This is a genomic window from Cognatishimia sp. 1_MG-2023 (genome assembly GCF_030548175.1).
In the GTDB taxonomy this organism is placed as follows: Bacteria; Pseudomonadota; Alphaproteobacteria; order Rhodobacterales; family Rhodobacteraceae; genus Cognatishimia.
Map to the genome: position 1 here is coordinate 192970 of NZ_JAUORX010000001.1, position 22520 is coordinate 215489.

At 52.6% G+C, this 22520-nt stretch carries 23 protein-coding genes; 4 read left to right on the plus strand and 19 right to left on the minus strand.

Annotated elements, in window-relative coordinates; genetic code table 11:
• Positions 1-34: 34 nt before the first annotated feature.
• The gene (gene trmFO / locus Q4544_RS00955) at positions 35-1378 is read left to right on the plus strand and encodes a methylenetetrahydrofolate--tRNA-(uracil(54)-C(5))-methyltransferase (FADH(2)-oxidizing) TrmFO (protein WP_303503296.1); all 1344 of its coding nucleotides are present in this window, start codon (positions 35-37) and stop codon (positions 1376-1378) included.
• A 176-nt stretch (positions 1379-1554) separates the two neighbouring features.
• Positions 1555-2406 carry a tRNA glutamyl-Q(34) synthetase GluQRS gene (gene gluQRS, locus Q4544_RS00960; protein ID WP_303503298.1) on the plus strand — a complete coding sequence of 284 codons (852 nt, stop codon included), beginning with the start codon at positions 1555-1557 and terminating at the stop codon, positions 2404-2406.
• On the opposite strand, the gene hisI is transcribed toward gluQRS, so the two are convergent.
• On the minus strand, positions 2403-2762 hold the full coding sequence (gene hisI / locus Q4544_RS00965; protein ID WP_303503987.1) for a phosphoribosyl-AMP cyclohydrolase: 360 nt from the start codon (positions 2760-2762) through the stop codon (positions 2403-2405). The two genes, gluQRS and hisI, sit on opposite strands and share 4 nt — an antisense overlap.
• 65 nt (positions 2763-2827) lie before the next feature.
• Here hisI and Q4544_RS00970 point away from each other — a divergent pair, with 65 nt between their 5' ends.
• Positions 2828-3280, plus strand: a complete 453-nt coding sequence (locus tag Q4544_RS00970) for an iron-sulfur cluster assembly scaffold protein (RefSeq protein ID WP_303503300.1) — start codon at positions 2828-2830, stop codon at positions 3278-3280.
• Between the two features lie 210 nt (positions 3281-3490).
• Here the strand turns inward: Q4544_RS00970 and Q4544_RS00975 are convergent, their stop codons facing one another.
• The 5 genes from Q4544_RS00975 to Q4544_RS00995 all read right to left on the minus strand — a co-directional run bounded on the left by Q4544_RS00975 (position 3491) and on the right by Q4544_RS00995 (position 9115).
• Positions 3491-3613 carry a hypothetical protein gene (locus Q4544_RS00975; protein WP_303503302.1) on the minus strand — a complete coding sequence of 41 codons (123 nt, stop codon included), beginning with the start codon at positions 3611-3613 and terminating at the stop codon, positions 3491-3493.
• A gap of 106 nt (positions 3614-3719) precedes the next feature.
• Positions 3720-5810 carry an ATP-dependent DNA helicase RecG gene (gene recG / locus Q4544_RS00980; RefSeq protein WP_303503303.1) on the minus strand — a complete coding sequence of 697 codons (2091 nt, stop codon included), beginning with the start codon at positions 5808-5810 and terminating at the stop codon, positions 3720-3722.
• Entirely contained in the window at positions 5807-7933 is a 2127-nt protein-coding gene (gene ligA / locus Q4544_RS00985; RefSeq protein WP_303503305.1) for an NAD-dependent DNA ligase LigA, read from the minus strand. The genes recG and ligA overlap by 4 nt, the downstream gene beginning before the upstream one ends.
• Positions 7934-8023: 90 nt before the next feature.
• Positions 8024-8743 (minus strand): response regulator transcription factor CtrA, encoded by a 720-nt coding sequence (ctrA, locus tag Q4544_RS00990; RefSeq protein ID WP_303503306.1) that lies wholly within the window; start codon positions 8741-8743, stop codon positions 8024-8026.
• Between the two features lie 93 nt (positions 8744-8836).
• Positions 8837-9115: a DUF1153 domain-containing protein gene (locus Q4544_RS00995; RefSeq protein ID WP_303503988.1), complete on the minus strand. Its 279-nt coding sequence runs from the start codon at positions 9113-9115 to the stop codon at positions 8837-8839.
• A gap of 124 nt (positions 9116-9239) precedes the next feature.
• Here Q4544_RS00995 and mnmA point away from each other — a divergent pair, with 124 nt between their 5' ends.
• Positions 9240-10382, plus strand: coding sequence for a tRNA 2-thiouridine(34) synthase MnmA (mnmA, locus tag Q4544_RS01000; protein ID WP_303503309.1), 1143 nt, complete (start codon positions 9240-9242; stop codon positions 10380-10382).
• A gap of 1 nt (position 10383) precedes the next feature.
• Here mnmA and lpxB read toward each other — a convergent pair whose 3' ends face one another.
• From lpxB to pyrH, 13 genes are all read right to left on the minus strand, one after another.
• Positions 10384-11547, minus strand: coding sequence for a lipid-A-disaccharide synthase (lpxB, locus tag Q4544_RS01005; RefSeq protein ID WP_303503310.1), 1164 nt, complete (start codon positions 11545-11547; stop codon positions 10384-10386).
• Positions 11547-12350, minus strand: coding sequence for an LpxI family protein (locus Q4544_RS01010; protein WP_303503311.1), 804 nt, complete (start codon positions 12348-12350; stop codon positions 11547-11549). Before Q4544_RS01010 ends, lpxB begins: the two co-directional genes overlap by 1 nt.
• Positions 12351-12354: 4 nt before the next feature.
• Positions 12355-13152 carry an acyl-ACP--UDP-N-acetylglucosamine O-acyltransferase gene (gene lpxA / locus Q4544_RS01015; RefSeq protein WP_303503313.1) on the minus strand — a complete coding sequence of 266 codons (798 nt, stop codon included), beginning with the start codon at positions 13150-13152 and terminating at the stop codon, positions 12355-12357.
• A gap of 5 nt (positions 13153-13157) precedes the next feature.
• A complete protein-coding gene (gene fabZ / locus Q4544_RS01020) occupies positions 13158-13622 on the minus strand; it encodes a 3-hydroxyacyl-ACP dehydratase FabZ (RefSeq protein WP_303503315.1) in 465 nt (154 codons plus the stop codon).
• Between the two features lie 81 nt (positions 13623-13703).
• Positions 13704-14288, minus strand: a complete 585-nt coding sequence (locus tag Q4544_RS01025; RefSeq protein WP_303503316.1) for an OmpH family outer membrane protein — start codon at positions 14286-14288, stop codon at positions 13704-13706.
• 1 nt (position 14289) lies between these two features.
• Positions 14290-16641 (minus strand): outer membrane protein assembly factor BamA, encoded by a 2352-nt coding sequence (gene bamA, locus Q4544_RS01030; RefSeq protein WP_303503317.1) that lies wholly within the window; start codon positions 16639-16641, stop codon positions 14290-14292.
• Between the two features lie 141 nt (positions 16642-16782).
• Entirely contained in the window at positions 16783-16920 is a 138-nt protein-coding gene (locus Q4544_RS01035) for a hypothetical protein (protein ID WP_303503318.1), read from the minus strand.
• Between the two features lie 75 nt (positions 16921-16995).
• Complete coding sequence (gene rseP, locus Q4544_RS01040; RefSeq protein WP_303503321.1) at positions 16996-18342, minus strand: RIP metalloprotease RseP; 1347 nt, start codon at positions 18340-18342, stop codon at positions 16996-16998.
• 7 nt (positions 18343-18349) lie between these two features.
• Positions 18350-19522 (minus strand): 1-deoxy-D-xylulose-5-phosphate reductoisomerase, encoded by a 1173-nt coding sequence (gene dxr / locus Q4544_RS01045; protein ID WP_303503323.1) that lies wholly within the window; start codon positions 19520-19522, stop codon positions 18350-18352.
• A 27-nt stretch (positions 19523-19549) separates the two neighbouring features.
• Complete coding sequence (locus tag Q4544_RS01050; RefSeq protein WP_303503326.1) at positions 19550-20326, minus strand: phosphatidate cytidylyltransferase; 777 nt, start codon at positions 20324-20326, stop codon at positions 19550-19552.
• Entirely contained in the window at positions 20323-21048 is a 726-nt protein-coding gene (gene uppS, locus Q4544_RS01055) for a polyprenyl diphosphate synthase (RefSeq protein ID WP_303503328.1), read from the minus strand. Before uppS ends, Q4544_RS01050 begins: the two co-directional genes overlap by 4 nt.
• Positions 21049-21065: 17 nt before the next feature.
• A complete protein-coding gene (frr, locus tag Q4544_RS01060) occupies positions 21066-21629 on the minus strand; it encodes a ribosome recycling factor (protein ID WP_303503329.1) in 564 nt (187 codons plus the stop codon).
• 61 nt (positions 21630-21690) lie between these two features.
• Positions 21691-22425, minus strand: coding sequence for a UMP kinase (gene pyrH / locus Q4544_RS01065; RefSeq protein ID WP_303503331.1), 735 nt, complete (start codon positions 22423-22425; stop codon positions 21691-21693).
• Positions 22426-22520 lie beyond the last annotated feature (95 nt).

The window sequence follows — 22520 nt, forward strand, 5'->3', positions numbered from 1 at the left end:
TCCAAAGCCGCGCCCGTGGCCTATCTCGCCCCTTATGACAGAGACATTGCATATCATCGGCGGCGGAATGGCCGGATCCGAGGCCGCTTGGCAGGCCGCGAACATGGGCGTGAACGTGGTGATCCACGAAATGCGGCCCAAAGTCGAAACCTTTGCCCACCGCACCGGCAACCTGGCCGAGATGGTGTGCTCTAACTCCTTCCGCTCAGACGACAGCGAACAAAACGCCGTCGGCCTGCTGCACTGGGAAATGCGCGCCGCAAACGGTGTGATCATGCAAACCGCCGACAAACACCGCCTGCCCGCAGGTGGTGCCTTGGCTGTGGACCGTGATCCATTTGCCGAAACTGTCACAGAAACCCTGATGGCCCATCCAAACATCTCCGTTGAATATGGCGAGATCAACAAACTCCCAACCGACGGCCACTGGATCATTGCCACTGGTCCCCTAACCTCAGCGGGTCTAGGTGCGGCCATCCAACAAGAAACCGGCGCTGACGCGCTGGCCTTCTTTGATGCCATCGCCCCAATCGTCTACGCTGACTCCATCAACATGGATGTCGCATGGCTGCAATCGCGCTATGACAAAGGCGAAACCGAAGAAGAGCAAAAAGCCTACCTCAACTGCCCGATGACCAAGGATCAATACGAATCCTTCATCGACGCATTGCTGGCTGCTGACAAAACCGAATTCCACGAAGGCGAAACCGCCGGCTATTTTGACGGCTGCTTACCAATCGAAGTCATGGCCGAACGCGGCCGCGAAACATTGCGCTTTGGCCCGATGAAGCCCGTCGGTCTGACAAACGCCCACGATCCAGACAACAAACCCTACGCCGTCGTCCAGCTCCGCCGCGACAACGCGCTTGGCACTTTGCTGAACATCGTCGGTTTCCAGACCAAAATGAAATACGGCGCGCAAACCGAGGTTCTGAAAATGATCCCGGGCCTCGAAGACGCCTCTTTCGCGCGCCTCGGCGGCATCCACCGCAACACTTTCATCAACTCACCGACCCTGCTTGACGATCAGATGCGTTTGAAATCCAAACCGCACATCCGTTTCGCAGGCCAAATCACCGGTGTCGAAGGATATGTGGAAAGCGCTGCAATGGGTTTGCTCGCCGGTCGTCTGGCAGCCTCCGAAATTCTCGGCCAACCGATGGACACTGCCCCACTCAACACCGCGATGGGCGCGCTTGTGCATCACATCACTGGTGGTGCCGAGGCGAAAACATTCCAACCAATGAATGTGAACTTCGGTCTCTTCCAACCGGTCGAAGGACTCAAGCACGGTCGCCGTGGTCGCAAGGAGCGGTACAAAGCCTACTCGGATCGCGCGAAAGCCGAGTGGCAATCTTGGCTCGACACCCAAGCATAACGTCAAAACCGTAGGCCGGGCTTCAGCCCGGCTCACCAACACAATTCGGGAATCGTACAATTCAGCCGCTCAAACGTACGAATTTCCACATTTCCAAACATTACGCCAACCGTGCGTTGCCTTAACGCCTTCACCTGCTACGCTGGCGCTGCAATTCACACGGTACGACGCCTGAAATGACCTTCAAAACCCGCTTTGCCCCATCCCCAACCGGCCCACTGCATCTGGGCCACGCCTATTCGGCACTCTTGGCGTATCGACAGGCAAAGGCAGAAGGCGGGGCGTTTTTACTACGCATCGAAGACATCGACCAATCTCGCAGTCGCCCCCAATGGGAGGCACAGATATACGATGATTTACAATGGCTTGGCCTAGACTGGGACACCCCCGTCATGCGCCAATCTGACCGTACACCTGCCTATCAATCTGCCCTACAGCGCCTAACCGACATGGGTCTAACATATCCCTGCACCTGCCGCCGCGCAGACATCGAAGCCGCCGCAGGCGCACCCCAAGAAGGCGTTCCACAGTTCGGCCCAGATGGGCGCATCTATCCCGGCACCTGTCGCGACAAGGAACAGGACGGCACACAGACGGATGTTGCCATTCGCCTAAACCTTAGCAAAGCCTTAACGCAGCTCGGTGAGCTCACCTATACAGAGGTTGGACCGCTTCACACAGGAACCCACAAAATAAACAAAAACAATATGTTATCGAACGTAGGTGATGTGATTTTGCAGCGCAAAGGTATGGGCAGCAGCTATCACCTGTCCGTTGTTGTGGATGACGCAGACCAAGGTATCACCCAAGTCACGCGCGGCGCGGATCTTTGGGAGGCAACGGAAATTCACGTTGTTTTACAAAAGCTTCTGGGGCTTTCTACACCTAAGTACTTTCACCACGACCTGATCCGCGATGAAAATGGCAAGCGTTTGGCCAAACGCGACGACGCACGCGCCATCGCCACCTACCGGGCCGAGGGCGCGCAGCCTCAAGACATTGTTAAGATGATCTGCTTGGAACCTTAAGACATCGGCTTCATCAATTCGGTTTCTTGCCCGTCTTTGACAGAGGTATAGAAACACGAACGACGGTTAGTATGACAGGCCGGACCAACCTGATTGATCAGCACCAAAATGCAATCGCTGTCGCAATCATAGCGGAAATCCACCAATTCCTGCGTATGACCGCTGGTTTCACCCTTTACCCAAAACGATTGGCGGGAGCGCGACCAATAGGTCACTTTTCCGGTTTCTAACGTCTTTTCAATAGCTTGCAGGTTCATCCATGCCATCATCAGCACGTCTTTACTCTCTGCATCCTGCGCAATTGCCGGGATCAAGCCATTGTCATCAAATTTCAGGCTCTTTGGATCAAACGCCATAACGATTTCCTTTGCATCTGCCATAAGGCTCTCTATCTAGGAAAGAGGAACGAAAGGGAACTCAAATGTCCGGCGAAACCGATCTTATCAAACTTTATTCTGGTCAGATTCTCGGCCTCGCTTCGGATATGCCATTCACAGAGCGTTTGGAAAATCCCGACGGTTCCAGTAAAAAACGCTCCCCGCTTTGCGGCTCTACAATCACCGTAGATGTAAATCTAAGTGACGGAAAAATAACAGAATTTGGCCAAGACGTGAAAGCCTGTGCATTAGGTCAAGCAGCCGCATCAGTCGTTGCGCGCAACGTGATTGGCAGCGACCGCGCCCAGCTTGAAACGGCCCGCGACGCGCTCAAAGCCATGCTCAAAGAAGACGGCCCAACACCGCCAGCCCCCTTTGATGGCCTCGAAGTCCTGCGCCCCGCGCGCGATTACAAAAACCGTCACGCATCAATCCTCCTGGCGCTAGAAGCCACACTTGACGCCATCGAACAGGCAGAACAATCCGCCTGCGCCTAACCCCCTAACTCATTACCAGTAAACAAAAAAACGCCGCACTTACCGGGGAGGAAGTGCGGCGCAGGTTGCGTTCTATGTGCATCGTTGTTCCAAATTGGGAATGTGAGGCAGACCCTTCGGACTATAGGACAGGCAGTGTCAGTCGGTACGTATCAAATTGGGGACAGGATACGTGAACAACCAATGCAGAACGCCAGGCAGTAGGTAAACTTAGGCAAGACCAGGAATATGCAGGGCAACAATCATCATCACCGCCAACGCACCAACGCCAACGGCGTCCTGCATCAACGTATTTTGTGAATTGCGGATCACTGTTTTGATCTGGGTAATCATTGTGTTGCTCCTGCGTTAATTCCTTTGTTGCCTCTTTGTTCTCATTTTTTGTTCTTATTGTAAAGAACTTTATGAGAACATTTGAGAACATTTAGTGAATTAAATGCTAACCTACTGAAATCAAACGGATCGCTTGATCCTGTTCCATCAGCCACAAAAGAACACGCGCCGCTTGTCCGCGTGGTGTTTCCAAAGTCGGGTCGTCATGCAGCAATTTTCGCGCATCAGATTGCGCCACAGCCATCAACGCCGCCTGCCCTTCGACATCTGCAATACGGAATCGCGGCAAGCCCGATTGCGCAGTCCCAATCAAATCGCCCGCCCCACGCATTTCCATATCGGTTTCCGAAATACGGAACCCATCATTGGTTTCGCGCATAACTGTCAGGCGTTTTTGGCCATTTTCACTAAGCGGCGCCTGATACATCAACAAACACGTCGACGCCTCTGACCCACGCCCTACACGCCCGCGCAACTGGTGTAACTGCGCCAAACCAAAGCTTTCGGCCCGTTCAATCACCATGATTGTTGCATTTGGCACGTCGACGCCCACTTCAATCACGGTAGTCGCAACCAAAACCTTGGTCTCTCCCGCTGCAAAGGCCGCCATCGCTGCGTCCTTTTCAGACGGCGGCATCTGCCCATGCACCAATCCAACCACCCCCTCGCCCAGAACGGCGCGAAGGTGCTGAAACCGTTGTTCTGCAGCCGTCAGGTCCATCACTTCGCTCTCTTCGACCAAGGGACAGACCCAATAGGCCTGCTTGTCTTCAGCCACAGCGCGCCGCATGCGGTCCACAACCTCATCCATCCGGGTATCAGAGACCAGAACCGTCGTGATCGGCTGCCGTCCCGGTGGTTTTTCATCCAAGATCGACACATCCATGTCGCCATATTGCGCCAGTGCCAAGGATCGTGGGATTGGCGTTGCCGTCATCACCAAAACATCCGCTGACGCGCCTTTTTTACCTAGCTCTAGCCGTTGCCGGACGCCAAATCGGTGTTGTTCATCAATGATTGCAAGCCGCAGGTCTTGGAAATGCACATCCGGCTGAAACACCGCATGCGTGCCCACAAGAATATGGATATTGCCATTTGCCAAAGCTTCCAGCTTTGCCACGCGTTCTTTGCCCTTGTCCCGGCCCGTCAGGATTTCCACAACAACGCCAGCTTGCTCTGCCAAGGGCCTAAGCCCTTGTAAATGCTGACGTGCTAAGATTTCGGTGGGCGCCATCATAACGCCCTGTCCACCGGCCTCTACCGCGACCAGCATGGCCATAAAGGCAACCAACGTCTTACCCGCGCCCACATCGCCCTGTAGAAGGCGGTTCATGCGCAAAGGTTGCGACATGTCTTCGGAAATCTCTGAAATAGCGCGCTGCTGCGCCCCTGTGGGCCGGTACGGCAGGCTTCCAAGGACTTTGCCCTGCAACTTACCCGCCGCTCGGCTAACGCGCCCCTGCGCCTTCTTCAACTGCGAGCGCGCCAAGGCCAACGTTAGCTGGTGGGCTAGGAATTCGTCATAGGCCAACCGTTCGCGCGCTGGGGCCGTCGCGGCAATATCAGCCAAGCCCTGCGGCGCATGGGCTGCGGTCACGGCGCCATACCAACTGGGCCATTCCGCTTTGGCCTTTTGGCCCGGATCAATCCATTCATCGAATTCCGGCGCCATCCGCAAAGCTGAGGTCACGGCCTTGGTCATTGTCTTTAACGTCACACCAGAGGTCAGCGCATACACTGGCTCAAAGCTGGGGATTGTATCAGCCTCTTCGACCGGCAGCATGTGATCTGGGTGAACCATCTGCGCGATACCATCGAATAACTCAATCCGGCCAGACACCAACCGCCGTTCGCCTTCGGGCAACTGCCGCGCCAAGAAATCGCCGCGTGCATGGAAAAACACCAGTTGAAAGCTGGTTTCGCTGTCTTCCACCGTGATGCGGTAAGCTCCACCTTTGGTACGCGATGGGCGATGCGTGCCGATTGTCACCTCGACAGTAACGATACCAGGCAACTCCGCCCCTTGGATCGTATCACGGCGACGGCGATCCACAATTGAATGTGGCAATGAAAACAATAGGTCACGCGGCTTTTCGAAACCAAGATTACCCATCAATTGCGCGATCTTGGGCCCCACGCCATCAAGCTTGGTTAAATCCGCAAATAACGGAAAGAGTTTTTCGGGGCGACCGCTCATAGCCCCTCAATCAATGCGAGCCAGGCGTCTTCGTCAATCATTTTGACCCCAAGGTCCGTCGCTTTTTTGGCTTTTGAACCGGCGCCCGGTCCCGCAATCAAAATATCGGTTTTGGCCGAAACGGAACCCGATACCTTTGCGCCCAATGCCTCGGCACGAGCTTTCGCCTCGGCGCGGGTCATTTTCTCAAGGGTGCCTGTGAAAACGACTGTTTTTCCGGCCACTGGGCTGCCTTCGGTCTTTGGTTTGGCAGCATCAGCGACCTGCAATTGCGAGATCAGGGCATCAATAGACGCCCGTTCGCGCGGATGGTTGAACGCACCAACCAAAGAGCGTGCCATCACCTCGCCAACACCATCAATCGCCAGTAAATCATCCCAAGCGCTGCCTTTAAAAGCTGCAGCATGACCTAAAGCCGCTTCGAATTCGGCCCAGTTTCCGTAGTGATTGGCCAACATGTTTGACGCCGCTTCACCAACATGTCGGATACCAAGCGAAAACAGCACACGGCCAAATGCAATGGACCGTTTGTCTTGAATAGCCGCGAATAGGTTTGTGGCGCTTTGATCGCCCCAGCCTTTGCGGTTCTTAAGCTTGGTTAGGTTCGCCCCATCACGGCTTTCCAATGTGAAAATATCGGCTGGCTGACGGATTGGTAGGTCGGGATCATCGTAGAACAATTCGATCTGTTTCGCCCCCAAACCTTCAATATCAAAGGCTTTACGACCAACGAAATGCTTTAACTTTTCAATGGCTTGCGCGGGGCAGATAATCCCACCCGTGCACCGTCGAACAGCATCACCTTCTTCGCGGATCGCATCAGATTGGCATTCTGGACAGAGCTGCGGGAACTCAAAAGGCTGCGCATCGTCTGGACGTTTTGACAGGTCAACGTCAGCGATTTTAGGGATCACATCCCCGGCGCGATAGACTTGCACCCAATCGCCAACACGAATGTCTTTTCCGTCGCGGATCGTTTCGCCCTTGCTATCTAAGCCGCGAATGTAATCCTCGTTATGCAGGGTTGCGTTGGACACAACCACGCCGCCGACTGTGACGGGATGCAAACGCGCAACCGGTGACAATGCGCCAGTCCGACCAACTTGGATGTCGATAGCTTCAAGCCGAGTCCATGCCAGTTCTGCTGGGAACTTATGCGCAATGGCCCAACGCGGTGTGGTTGACCGGAACCCCAAACGCGTTTGCAGGTCCAGACGATCCACTTTGTAGACAACGCCATCGATGTCATAGCCAAGTGTTGCGCGCTGCTCTTCGATCAGGTGATAATGCGCCAAAAGCTCTGTGGCGGTTTCACAGCGTTTGGTCAGTGGGTTGGTCACAAACCCCAACTCTGCCAGTCGTTCAATGGCGCCTGATTGCGTCTCGCTCAGCGGTGCGCTGAGTTCACCCCATGCATAGGCAAAGAAACGCAGAGGGCGCGATTTGGTAATGCTCGCGTCCAACTGGCGTAATGACCCCGCAGCGGCGTTGCGTGGATTGGCGAAAAGCCGATCCTCGGCCGCAGCTTGGCGCGTATTCAATGCCTCAAAATCAGCGTGGCTCATGTAAACCTCGCCGCGGACCTCTAGGATGTCGGGCGCGCCGGTCAGTTCTTGGGGGATGTCAGCGATGGTCAGGGCATTCGCCAAGACGTTTTCACCTGTTGCGCCATCGCCGCGCGTTGCGGCTTGGGTCAGTTTCCCATTCTCGTATCGCAACGACAGGCTAAGGCCATCAATCTTGGGTTCTGCTGTAAAAGCAACGGCTTCGGCGTTGGACATCCCCAGAAAGCTGCGAATACGGTCGGCGAATTGTACAACCTCATCATCTTCAAATGCATTTCCCAAAGACAACATCGGAACGGCATGCGTGATTTTTCCAAAGCCATCCGCAACCGGTGCACCCACTTTTGATGACGGGCTATCAGCGCGTACAAGCGAAGGAAACGCGGCCTCTAGCTCTAGATTGCGTTGTTTCAGACGATCATATTCCGCGTCAGAAATCTGGGGGGCATCTTTGGTATGGTAGTCCGCATTGGCCTGCGTCAGCAATTTTGCCAAGTTTTCTAGTTCGGCTTTCGCTTCTGCTGTCGAAAGTTCAGAAATGCTTTTGTCTTGCGTCACGTTGCCCGCTCCCCTGCTTGATCATCTAGATAAATCGGGGCGCGAGTTTCGTCCAGCGGGCATGTGTCTTCGTTAGCGTTTTGAGCGGCGCTAGGCGCGCAGGGCCAAATCCTCTGGCGCATCTATTTGGCCCGGCTCTGGATCACGCAGAACATATCCACGCCCCCAGACTGTTTCGATATAGTTTGATCCTTGGGTCGCCTCGCTTAGCTTCTTACGCAGCTTGCAGATAAAGACATCAATGATCTTCAGCTCTGGCTCGTCCATGCCGCCATACAGGTGGTTCAGGAACATTTCTTTGGTCAGTGTTGTTCCCTTGCGCAGCGAGAGCAACTCTAGCATCTGGTATTCTTTGCCCGTCAAGTGAACGGCGGTGCCATCCACGCTTGCGGTTTTGGCGTCCAAGTTCACAGCGACTCGACCAGTTTTGATGACGGATTGCGAATGCCCTTTTGACCGCCGAATGATCGCATGAATACGCGCGACCAGTTCTTCGCGGTGGAACGGTTTGGTGAGGTAATCATCCGCACCATATCCAAACCCTTTGAGTTTGCTTTCGGTGTCGTCAGATCCAGAAAGAATCAGGATAGGCGTATCAATCCGTGCCAAACGCAATTGGCGCAGAACGTCGTGGCCCAGCATATCCGGTAATCCGAGGTCTAAAAGGATCAAATCGTAATCATATAGTTTCGCTAGATCTATCCCTTCCTCCCCCAAATCCGTGGCGTAGACATTCAGGTTTGCGTGGGTCAGCATCATTTCAATGCTTTTCGCAGTCGCTGGATCGTCTTCAATTAATAAAACACGCATCAATATTCTCCGGTAAAAGCAAGGCTGAAAACAATAGTGGACAACAATTCGTTAAATTCGAATTAATCTCGAATTGAGATTAATACACACACGCTAAGGTTGTCTATACTTTTGCAAGGCTGTTGTTTTCAAAGCATCTTCTCCATATTCATTGATCGCGACAATCCATTGAGAAAACTCCTCCTCTGTTAATTTATAGCGTTCCAACGCCTCTTCTTGGGTAATCAACCCATAGATGACACCACGTACGACAGCCGCTTTTCGTGATGCGACCCAGCGTCGCGTGTTTTCTGATGGCAAGTCCGCTTGCGAAAACACCTGACCATTGGGCAAAGTTACCGTGCGCCGCCCCTCTACTCTTTTCAAAAACATCGCCATTCCCCTTTTGTTGCTACAAGCATTGGGGACACGTCCTTAACGGAGACTAAAACAAGGGCTTGAGAGTATCTTGGATTTTCCTATATTCCTCACTTTCGCCCCCTCTAGGAGAACGGCCATGGCGCTGGATACCAAACACCCACTGAACTCTCTTGGCTTTGCCAAGCCACCGGCAGAGACGCGGGTTGTGGTTGCCATGTCTGGCGGCGTCGACAGTTCCGTTGTTGCAGCACGTTTGGCCGATGAAGGCTATGACGTGGTTGGCGTGACGCTTCAGCTGTATGACCATGGTGCTGCCTTGGCGAAAAAGGGTGCATGTTGTGCGGGCATTGACATTCACGACGCGCGCCGCGTTGCCGAGGAAAAGGGCTTTCCGCATTACGTATTGGACTATGAAAACATCTTCCAAGATGCGGTGATTGACGAATTCGCAGATAGCTATCTAGCCGGCGCGACCCCTGTTCCGTGCATTCGCTGCAATGAACGTGTGAAATTCAAAGACCTGCTGGAAACCGCAAAAGACCTAGAGGCTGACTGCATGGCAACTGGCCATTACATTCAGCGCAAGGTTGGTGAGAATGGGCCAGAGCTTCATTCCGCTGAGGATGCACGTCGCGATCAGAGTTATTTCTTGTTCTCAACCACACGCGATCAGCTGGATTATCTACGCTTCCCGTTAGGTCATTTGCCGAACAAGGATGCTACACGCGCCTTAGCGGCGGAATATGGATTGTCGGTTGCGGACAAGCCTGACAGCCAAGACATCTGTTTTGTGCCAAATGGGAACTACGCGCAGGTCATCGAAAAACTGCGCCCTGGTGCCGCTGAACCCGGTGATATCGTCGACCAAGACGGCAATGTACGTGGCCAGCACAACGGAGTGATCCATTATACTATCGGCCAACGCCGTGGCTTGGGCATCGGTGGTCTTGCGGATCCCCTGTATGTAGTGAAACTCGACGTAGACAAGAAACAAGTGGTCATCGGGCCAAAAGAGATGCTGTCGACTCGCATCATTCCAGTCCGTGAAATCAACTGGCTAGGTGATGTGCCGTTTGACAGTAAATCCGAATGGAACTTGTCTGTGAAAGTCCGCTCTACGCGGCCACCACGCGAAGCCATCATTCGCCCAACCGGTCCTACAACGGCTGAGGTCGAGCTTTTGACACCAGAAGAAGGTGTGTCACCGGGTCAGGCTTGTGTGTTTTACTCACCTGACAGCAGCCGCATCTTTGGTGGCGGTTGGATTTGGCGGGGCTAAGTTAGCGCGCCTTAAGCCCATCAAGAACAGCCCGTGCAGCACGTATGCCCGGGTCTTCCGCTCCGCGACCTAGCAACTCCATCGTCTGGTTCACAATTTTCTGCTGCTTCGTTGGCTGATCTAACACGCCCAACACACCCGGCGCGATCAAATCGGCGCGGCAGTTTTCGCCCAGAAATTCCGGTATTTCGCGGGTATCGGTCACTAGGTTGGCCAAGGTTAATGTGTCGATCTTTAGCATCCGCTGGAAAATCTTGCGGCTTAACCAGCTTACGTCATAGGCGATGACCATCGGTGTGCTTGAAGCCGACAGCTCCAAAGACACTGTTCCTGATGCAGCCAAGGCGACATTCGCCGCTTTGAACGCTGCGCGCTTTTGCGTGGCAAACGTCGCATCATCGACATTGCGCGGGTCCAAGATGATGGGTGGGTTTGCCATGCCGCTTGTCAATTCTACGACCAATTCGGCAACTGGTGCGGCAGCTGGTAAGACAAACTTCAGCTCCGGCCGTTCTGATTGAAGCAACTCCATGGTTTCAACAAACGTCGGTAGCAACCGCGAGACTTCGCTACGGCGACTACCCGGTAGCACCAAAGCAAGCGGTGCGGCATCAATTGCCTGCTCTGCGCGAAAGGCTGTGGCCTCTTCTTCGGTGGCGACGGGCTCTGATACAACAGGGTGCCCAACGAAATCACAGCGCATACCATGTGCCTCCATATACGGAGGCTCAAACGGCAAAAGCGCAAGGACTTGGTCGATCATCGGCGCCATTTTGGCAGCGCGACCGGGGCGCCATGCCCAGACTGATGGCGCGACATAGTGAACGGTTCGTGTATCGCCCTGTTCGCGCACAAGTTTCGCTACGCGCAGGCAAAAGTCAGGGCTGTCGATTGTAATCACAACATCCGGCTTAAGTGCCGCGATCGCATCAGCGCATTCTTGAATGCGGCGTTTTAGGTGAAAGTACTTCGGTAGAATTTCCACCAGACCAATGACTGACAGCTCGTCCATTGGGAATTGGCTCTGCAATCCCTCGGAGGACATCAATGGGCCACCAACGCCGTGAAATTCGATCTTGTCCTCAGAAAGGGATTTGAGGCCCTTCATTAGAGAAACCCCAAGTTTGTCGCCTGAGAGCTCGCCAGCAATCATATAGATCTTCATCAGAGATCATCCCGGGCTAAAATGAAAACGCCGTATTTTTCAGCCGCAGCTAAAATGGCTGGCTTGTCGACGAACAACACCCGTCCAGCCGCAACAACGATACCGGCCAGCCCTGCTTTTGAAACGTTCTCAATGGTTTGCGGGCCGATAGCAGGCATATCGACGCGTAAATCCTGCCCTACTTTCGGCGCTTTAACAAAGACGCCGGGTGTTTGATGCAGTGTGTCCGGTGTTTGGGCGACAAAACTCAACAGCGCATCTGTGCCTTGAAGCGTTTCAATTCCAAGACAAAGGCCCGCCGACACAACGACACCCTGCCCCACATCAAGTGGCCCAAGGGTGCGAAGTATCTCCGCCGCTTTTTGAGCGTCTTTTAAGTTGATGTCGGATGGTTCCGACCCAACGAATAAGCCCGGCTTTAACGTCAGTTCTGGCAATAATTCATGCGCACCGCGTACTTGGATACCCTGTTCTTCGAACAGTGAAATGACGAACCGCAGTAGTTTGTCGTCGCCCTGTTGAAAGGCTTGTACAAGCTTTGGGGCAATGGCCTGCATGTATGGATCAAACGCGGTAGGATCTAGCTGTGGGCGTGTCATTGCACCAGCAAAGACCAACTGATCCACGCCTCGTGCTTTGAGGTCATCCATCAAACCGCCAAGCTGCTCGAAACGATGCTCAATTGTCGACACTTGGTGATCGTGATCGACGCCCTGCAGCGTAAAAATCAAAGCATCAGGATGGGCCGCCGCGATCTGTACGGGCAACGCCCCCTTTGCGGACAGGATAGCTAAGCGCCCCATTCATTTACTCCGGTGTAAGAAACGAACGATCTGAATCGCCCAAAATAAACGAAGCGATTTCTTTGACATAATCGCTATCTGCGTCGTCACCCAAGCGCTTAGCACGTTCGGTGAACGATCCCTCGCCTTGCGCCAAAGATTGAAACGCTGCGCGCAATGCGGAAATATCAGGACGTGACACACCACGACGCTTGAGACCGACAAGATTCAACCCATCAAGCTTGCCGCGTGGTCCCTGAACAAGGCCATATGGGATAACATCATTCGTCACCATGCAAACCGCACCGATAATGGCACCGCGACCGATACGAACGAATTGATGGATACCTGACAAGCCACCAACAATGACGTCTTCTTCGATGATGCAATGCCCCGCGACGGCCACAGAGTTCACCAGGATCACACGATCACCGATTTGGGCATCATGTGCCACGTGGCAACCTGCCATGAATAATCCATCGTCCCCAATTTTGGTTACGCCGCCACCGCCTTCGGTGCCCGGATTCATTGTGACATGCTCGCGAATACGATTACGTTTGCCGATCACCAACCGCGATGCTTCGCCGTTAAACTTAAGGTCCTGAGGAATTTCGCCGATAACCGCAAAGCTGAAAACTACGGTCTCTTCGCCGATTTCCGTATTGCCAGTGACAACCACATGAGACTTTAGCTCAACCCGGTCTTTTAGCACCACTTCCGAGCCGACCACGCAAAACGGGCCGACGATACACCCGGCGCCAATCTGGGCGCCGTCTTCGATGACTGCGGAGGCATGAACCTGCGCATCAGGGGAAACAGCCATTAGGCTCACTCCTTAGGCAATTCCATCATAGCAGTGAATTCGGCTTCGGCAGCCATTTCGCCATCAACTTCGGCGATGCCTGAAAATTTCCAGACTTTCCCACCCGGCTTTCCGCGTGTGGTGGTCAGTTTCATTTGCAATACGTCACCCGGTACAACCATGCGACGGAATTTGCATTTGTCGATGGCCATGAAATAAACCTGCATGTTTTTGTCTTCCATGCCCAGTTCTGTACCAACCATCACAGCAGCCGTTTGCGCCATTGCTTCGATGATTGTCACGCCAGGCATGATTGGGTTTCCAGGGAAATGTCCTTGGAAATGCGGTTCATTCATTGTGACATTCTTGATGCCAGTTGCTGACTGATAGCCATCAATGTCTACAACTTTGTCCACCAGCAGAAATGGATAACGATGCGGGATAATGCGTTGAATACGGTGAATATCAGCGGTTTTCAAAGTCTCGCTCATGGGTGGCTCCTGCTGTCTTTTGTACTTTTGTTCGTTAGTCCCTAGCAATCTCGAGGCCTAGGGGCAAGCAACTGGCGGTAATCAGTTGTCTACCGCAGGTTCGGTTGCTTCAGGTTCTTCGCTCACAGCGCCGTCCCCCAATAGACCATTGGCAATCGCCAATGTTCGGTCAGTCACGTTCAATGCGCTGCTAGACGCAAATGTGGTGCGTTTTTCGAGAACAATTGATGCACCTCGTTCGTTTAGAATACGCTCAAGAACTGGGACAAGTTCTTGGAAAAAGCGAATACGTTCTTCCTCGGCAAACCGGATGATTTGCAGTTCTTTGTCGTCTTGAATAGAGCGGATTTCTTCTACGCGGCTGTCAAAAGCATCGGCCAGCTTCCGAAAGTCGGTAGCCTCCATCGTGGTTCTTTGTTCTGTTAAACGCTTTTCTTCTTCTGCCAGCTCAGCCGCAATCTGACGGTTTTCAGCAAGCAGCACAGCTTTGCGTGCGTTCTGTTCTTGTCTAACGCGTTGGCTAAACAACGATTGTTCATAGAGCCGGTCCGACTCGATGATGATAATTGGACTTGGAACTGTCGAGGACACCTGCTGCGCCACCACCTGAACCGGTGCGAACCAAAGGCTCGCAACGGCTGACAGTGAAAGCAAAGTCAAACGCATATTAAAACTCTGTTCGGATCGTCAGATTGAAGTTTTGTTCACGATCAAACGCTTCCTTTTGAAGCGCTTTTGAGAAGTTGAATTGTAATGGTCCGATTGGCGTTTCCCAGAACAAGGATACCCCGACCACATGCCGCAAGCTTGCATCATTGTAGAGAAGCGAACCTGCACCAGCGGTGCCATCGACACCCCAAAGCGATCCAACGTCATAGAAAACACCACCAGAGATGCCGTATTCTTCCGGCAGCCCGAGTGGGAACTCAGCTTCGAAGCGTGCTACAGCAAAATACTTGCCACCAAGACCTTCGTCGATGCCCCCACCCTGCTCCCGGGGCCCAATCCCATAGGGTTCAAAGCCGCGCATCTGACTACCGCCAAGCGCAAACCGGTGATTTGCACGCGAGTCATTGTTCGGCGTGTAAAGCAGGCCACCTTCGAGCGATGCTCTTAGTGTAACATCTCCGTTGAAAACTTTGGTCTGAGCGACAGCTTTGGCGGTTGTTCGGAGATATTCGATATCCCCACCGGCGCCAGCATAGTCTTGGCCAAATTCAAGCAAAAATCCTGCATCAGGGTTTAGCCCGCCAATTCGTGTATCATAGGTATAGGTATATCCAATTGAGCTAGATGCTTCTTCGCCGCGTGCCGCTTCTGCATCAAGCAAGGACCCAGCTATGACATCTGTAGCTGCGATAGACATATCCACTGATTCATATGTGTAGCGCAGTTGAAGTCGGCTATTTTCGCCGGTCGCGAAGGACATGAATGGCTGAATTTGACCAACTGTATTTTCGTAACGTACCTGGCTAAACGTCAAATCCCGATAAGAAGCAGAGAAACCAACCGCCACATCACGCCCGATGAACGCGGGCTCAACAAAGCGGAATTCGTAGTTGTTCACATCCGGAGAAGTCGACAAGCTGAATGACAGTTGCTGACCTCGGCCAAGGAAGTTGCGTTCGGTTAAACCTGCTACTAAGCCGAAACCAGAGTCCGTTGAATATGTACCACCAAAGTTCAAAGACCCAGTTGGTCTTTCTTCAACGTCCACATCGACGATCACTTGATCAGGGCTAGACCCTTCACGCGCGTTTACTTCTGCTGTCGCAAAGAAACCTAATGCGCGGATACGTTCTGCGGATTCCCGAATCTCACGTGGATTAAACGGGTCACCTTCTGCGACTTTGAATTGACGGCGCACAACACGATCCAGCGTGGTTGTGTTCCCCTCAACGTCGATCCGTTCGACAAACACCCGAGGGCCACGCACCAGTGCGAATTCGACATCCAGGGTCAGGTCGCGATCATTACGGGTGATGCGAGGTTCAACCCGAACAAAATCCAAACCTTCGCGAATGGCCAAGCGCTCTAGACGTGCGATGGAGCTTTCAACAAGGCTAGGTGAATATGTAACACCAGAGCGGATTTTCAGTTCATCCTGAAATAACTCTGCATCTACGTTTGGTAGTTCGCTAACTGCTGTAACTTCACCAAACGAGAATTGCTGCCCTTCTTCGACATTAAAGGTCAGGAAATATCCATCGCGTTCGCGCGCAAGTTCGGCATTCACACCTGTCACGCGGAAATCGACATAACCGCGGGACTGATAGAAATCAGTGATCACTTGCTTATCAAATTCAATACGGTCTTCGACAAGCGTGTCCCGTTTAACCAATGCACGTAAAACGCCCGCTTGCTTGGTGCCAAGAACACGACGAAGGCGACGGTCACTGTAAACACGGTTGCCAACAAAGCTTAGGCGTTCAATTTCCGCCAGTGCACCTTCGAAGATTTCAAACACCAAGTCAGCGCGGTTGTCTGACCGACGGATAACACGCGGTGTTACGCGCGCCGCAACACGGCCGCTTTCGGCATATGCTTCGGCAATTGCGATAGCATCACGTTCAGCCGCAGCTGGATTGAGAACACGCCGGGACTGCGATTCGACAATTGCTTCGAGTACTTCATCTTTGAGGCGCTTGTTACCTTCAAAGCGGATAACGTTGATCGTCGGGAATTCGACAACTTTGATAACGAGTCGATTGCCGCGCGGGGTGATTTCGACTGTCTCAAACAATCCACTGCCTAGAATACGCTGATATGCGTCATTCAATTCACCGGCAGAAACAACTTGTCCACGTCCGATTCCGGCATAAGACGCGATGGCGGCATCTTCGATCCGGTTATTGCCTTCGATGGCGAGTGTCGAGAAGCGGTAGCTCTGTGCCTGGGCCACATCCGGAGTACCGGCGATCCCAAGTGAAATCAGTACGGAAAATGCAAATGCTGTGCGGCGCAACAACGCTTTATGTTGTTTCCCGGCCCGGGGTGTCCCCCAAATATGCTCGCTCATTGCCCAAATCCTGTCAGACGTCCCAGTTATGAAGTGAGTATCTGTATTAGACTTGCTTGTCAAAAAAGCAATGCACGCGAACCGAGGGTTCGCGTGGCAAAAATAACATTATTTATGAGATACGGCGTGGAATTGCCGTTATTACCAAAATAGGCCCATGCTGCCCAGCTGGGCACCAACGCCGAGCGAAAGCAAAATAGCGATTGGGAACAAGAGACGCTCCCAGTTCACGTCCAAAAGGACGCCCATGGCTTGGTATCCGTTATGAATCGTTTGCATTGGATGCTCCGCAGTTACCTTTTCTTAGTTTTGCTTATCGCAAAAGAATGGGGCAACATTTGGGCAGGCAATTTTTTACGGGCAGAAAAGGTCGTTGGTTAAGCCAAAGAGCATCATGCCAAGGACGATTGCCAGCCCCGCTGTCATTAACACGCGTACGATTCCATCGCTCGGCGGTTTGCCACTAATTGCTTCATAGGCATGGAACATCAGATGCCCACCATCCAAGACAGGAATTGGAAACAGATTAAGCAAACCAATGGCTGTCGACAAAACAGCAATAAACCAGATGAAATTTTGTGTCCCTTGGCTGGCCATTGCGCCAGATGTCTGTGCGATGCCGAGTGGGCCAGACAAATTACAGCTGCTAATCGCACCCGTCACCATGTGATAAAGCCCGGAAAGAGAGCCCTCGATAACCCGCAATGTTTGGGACGCTCCAGTGCTAACCGCCTGCCCTACACCAGCAGATTCGCGAGCTGGCTCAAATGCAAGGCCACCACGGATACCAATCCGCCATTGGGTCTGGAAACCACCGGATGCTGTTGGTTCATCGACACGTTTAGGCGTGAGTTCGTAGTCAAGCTCTTCACCTGCTCGCCACACCTGCAACTGAAGTGTCGCTCCATCGGACCCTTCAACAGCTGTACGAAGCTGATGAAAGGCAAAGACATCTTCGCCGTTGATCCCCGTGATAACATCACCGGGTTCAAGCCCGGTTTCATAGGCTGCACTTTGTGGAGACGTTTGCACAACAAAAGGAGGGTAAATATGTGGCCCAACAGCCGTTACCTCAGAGCCATTACGCTCCACAACGTAGTTCAGGATGGACTGAACAGGCATGTTTTCAACAAAAGCATCATTTGCCTCGGTATCTTGAAAACTCGGTAAGTCCACACCTTCGACGGATAAAATGACATCGCCGCTTTCAAGCGTATAGCTGCTTTCGGGCAACGTGCGCAGTTCACCCACAATCAGTTTATCGCCGACGACACCTTGACTCAAAATCACAGCACTAAAGATGATAATAGAGAGGGCAAAGTTGAATATCGGACCAGCCGCAACCGTTGCAGAACGCGCCCAAAGCGGGGCGCCGTGCATCGTTGTTCTGAGTTCTTCTTCACTTAGCGAGGAAATAATCTCGCCGTCTTTCCCAGAAGCGGCATCAGCATCCCCCTTAAACCGTACATATCCCCCCATTGGGATCGCTGCGATCTGCCATTTGGTGCCACGCTTGTCATACCGAGAATACAAAACTGGACCAAAACCAAGCGAGAAAACCTCGGCATGGATGCCTGACCAACGCCCTACGATGTAGTGACCGTATTCATGAATGGCGACGATGACAGAAAGCGCGATAACAAAGGCCAACAAAGTGACTGCACCACTTTGAAATTGAGGGAGGAAAGATGAAAAATCCAAGGTCGTCCTATCCTTTGCGGTACTGCATTATCTCTTTGGCTGTGATGCGAGCCAACTGATCTGTTTCTTTGACCGTATCTAATGTCATTTCGGCACGAATAAGGCCATTGTCTGATGACAGTTTCGTGAGCGTCTTTTCGACGACAGTCGCCATATCTAAAAATCCGATACGGTGATCAATGAAGGCGTCCAGTGCTGTTTCTTTGGCTGCATTGAAAATGCAACCTGCCATGCCACCTAGTTCCATAACGCCCCAGGCCAAACGAAGTGCTGGGTATCGTGCAGGATCAGGCGCGTTAAAGTTTAGCTGCCCAACCTTTGCAAGATCTAAGCGTTCAACCGGCAAGTGGCGGCGCTCAGGCCAGTGAAGCGCATATCCGATAGCATGGCGCATATCCGCAGGGCCGACATGCGCCATCATGCCAGCATCGCGATAGCTAACGATCGCATGCACTAAAGATTCAGGGTGCACCAACACTTCAATTTGCTGCGGATCAACCGAAAAGAACTCTTTGGTTTCAATAACCTCTAAGGCCTTATTGAACATAGAGGCTGAATCAATCGTGATACGTTGCCCCATGTCCCAATTGGGATGCGTCGCCGCCTGTTCTGGAGTTGCGCAGGCCATATCTTCGAGTGACCAATCACGAAACGCGCCACCGCTGGCCGTAATCGTGATCTTTTCAACCCCTGCCATGTTTTCGCCAACCAAAGCCTGAAACACAGCAGAATGTTCGCTATCCACAGGCAATAGCCGAGCGCCAGAAGCCTTGGCAGTCCGAAGAACCAAATCACCAGCGGTGACCAATGACTCCTTGTTGGCCAGTGCTAAGGTCGCGCCCTGTTTTAGTGCGGCAATACCCGGAGCCAGGCCGGCATAGCCAATGATAGCAGACATGACCCAATCTACGGGGCGAGACGCCGCTTCAACGATAGCCGCCTCTCCTGCAGCTGCTTCGACAGGTGATCCAGCCAAAGCAGCGCGCAAATCGTTCAGTCGGTCAGCGTAGGCCGTAACTGCGATTTCAGCGTTTAATTCAATCGCGTCCGCAGCAAGCTGCGCGATATTCGCGCCGCCCGTTACTGCCACTACTTTATATTCAGACGGTGCGCGACGGATCAAATCAATGGTGTTTTGACCAATTGATCCCGTTGCACCAAAGATTGAAACGCGTTTCATACTAACCCTGTTTGCTTGCGCCCGTACTTAACCCGGAAGCTGCGGCAAGCCAATAAACGATGAAACGAGTAGCACAACCAAAGCAGCGGCCGTCAATCCATCAAAGCGATCCAACAGCCCACCATGGCCGGGAATCAAATTGCTGCTGTCCTTAACTCCGCCACGACGCTTGATCGCGCTTTCAGCAATATCTCCAAGCTGGCTAGCAAAAGACATCACAATACTTACAATTGCGAGCGGCGGACCTGCAAAAATGAACCCAACAATAGCTGCTGCGATCCAACCTGCTGACGTGCCTGACCAAGTTTTTTTCGGGCTGACCGATGGCCAGAACTTTGGGCCACCCAAAAGCCGCCCAGCAAAATAGCCCGCAATATCCGTCGCAACCACGACAAATACGAGCCACAAAACCCAATCCGTCCCGCGAAATTCCCGCAAGGCGATCAAGCCAAAGCTGGCCAACATGAGGCCTGAACCATAAGCCGCGAAAATTAAACGATCTTTCTTAATTCCTGTCGCGCCGACAATCGCCGGCGCTATCAAAACGGGCAAAAAGAAAAATGGGGGAATGAACGCAATGCTAAAAAGGGCGACACCGGCCAAAAAGCCTAATGGCGTCGCTAAGCTTCGCTTTTCTGGAGCAATGATCCGAGTTAGCTCCCAGATCATGCCGCCGCATAAACAAGCTGCTAACACATGAAAAATAACGCCGCCCATGAGAATGGCAAACATTCCAACTGACAGCATGATGATCGCTGACAGAATGCGGACTGGGAGGTCTCCCCACTTTCCATCCATTGTCATGCGGGCACCGCGCCGTATCGGCGTTTTCTGCCCCCAAAGGCACCAACAATCTTTTGGAATTCTTCATCAGAGAAGTCAGGCCAAAGCGTGTCGACAAATTCGTATTCGGCGTATGCAGATTGCCAAAGCAAGAAATTAGAAATGCGCGCTTCACCGCTTGTGCGGATTACCAGATCTGGATCCGGTAGGACATGTGTATCCAAGTAGCGCGGCAAAGTCTCTTCATCGACATCCGCTGGCATAAGAGAGCCATTCGCAACGTCCTGAGCCAAACGTTTGGTGGCGCGAGCCACCTCATCCCGGCCGCCATAGTTTATGGCAATGGTCAAATGCACCACATCGTTTTCTGATGTAATCGCTTCGAGATCATCCATTAGCGCAATCAGCTTATCGTCTAACTTAAGCCGGTCACCAATAAACCGAACACGCACGCCCTCAGCCTTTAGGCCTCGGGCTTCTTTGCGGATGTACTGACGAAACAAGCTCATCAAACCGGACACTTCAGTTTGTGTTCGCTTCCAATTTTCCGTCGAAAAGGCAAATATTGTCAGGTACTTAACACCAAGTGGTTTACATGCGCGCACGATTTCTTTGACGCGTTTTGCACCTGCATGGTGACCAAATAGACGAGGTCGACCGCGTGACTGTGCCCATCGACCATTGCCATCCATAATGATGGCAACATGGCCGGGACCAGTGTTGTTTTCTTGATCGGCGGCCATTTCCTGCCCTTCCTGCGTCAAACCTGCATGATCTCGGCTTGTTTTGCCTCGAGCGCTTCATCAATCTTTTTGATGTAGGAATCAGTCAGTTCTTGGACTTCACCTTCCCAAAGCTTTTGATCATCTTCAGACATGCCGTCGGCTTTAGCTTTCTTAATCTTATCCATGCCGTCACGACGCACGTTGCGGATGGAAACACGGCCGTTTTCGGCATAACCGCCGGCCACTTTGGTTAATTCACGGCGGCGTTCTTCATTAAGCTCAGGGATCGGCAACATGATGATTGTGCCGTTTAGCTGTGGGTTGATGCCCAAGCCAGATTCGCGGATAGCCTTTTCAACTTTACCAACCAGTGCTTTGTCCCAAACATTAATTGTGACCATGCGTGGCTCCGGTACGTTAACCGTGCCAACTTGGTTGATCGGGGTCATTGATCCATATGCGTCAACTTGCACAGGTTCCAGCATCGAAGCCGATGCTCGGCCTGTACGCAAAGATGCGAATTCGGTTTTTAGGTTGGCCATCGCGCCATCCATGCGGCGTGTCAGGTCATCGGTGTCGAGTTCAAATTCTTCAGACATGGCGATTTACTCTGCTTCTATGGGGCGTTGCCCCGGATTTGTTTTCTTTACCTTAAAAGGTTTAGGAGACCTTTGTATAGGTACCCTCACCAGCGAGGACACCACGGAACCCGCCCGGTTGATCTAGACCAAAGACGACAAGCGGCAAGTTGTTGTCACGTGCAAGCGCAATTGCGGATGCATCCATTACGCGCAAACGCTTCGCGAGAACGTCGTCATAGCTCACATCATCATATCGTACGGCATCCGCGTGTTCTTTTGGATCTTTATCGTAAACGCCATCAACGCCGTTTTTCCCCATAAAGATCGCCTCACAGGCCATCTCGTTGGCACGCAAAGTGGCCGCGGTATCGGTCGTGAAATAGGGATTCCCTGTACCAGCAGCAAAGATGCATACCCGCTTCTTTTCTAGGTGACGCACTGCACGGCGACGAATGTAAGGTTCTGCAACTTCATCCATGCGGATCGCGGAAATAACACGTGTAAATACGCCAATTTCTTCTAGCGCGGACTGCATCGCGAGTGCGTTCATAACAGTCGCGAGCATCCCCATATAATCAGCTGTTGTCCGTTCCATGCCTTGAGCAGAACCAGACAACCCGCGGAAAATGTTGCCGCCACCGATAACCATACAAATCTCAACACCAAGATCGTGAACAGTTTTCACTTCTTGAGCGATGCGCTGTACTGTAGGAGGATGAAGGCCAAAGCCTTGATCGCCCATCAATGCCTCCCCCGATATTTTCAGCATGACGCGGTTATAGGTGGACACGTTCTCGGGGGATGACTCGGCCATGTTGCACTCCGTCTGCGCAGGGAATTAAATTGCGCGCAAGATGTCGGAAATTACAGCTATGTTCAATGCGAGATGTCACTTCTTGTTGCGAGTCG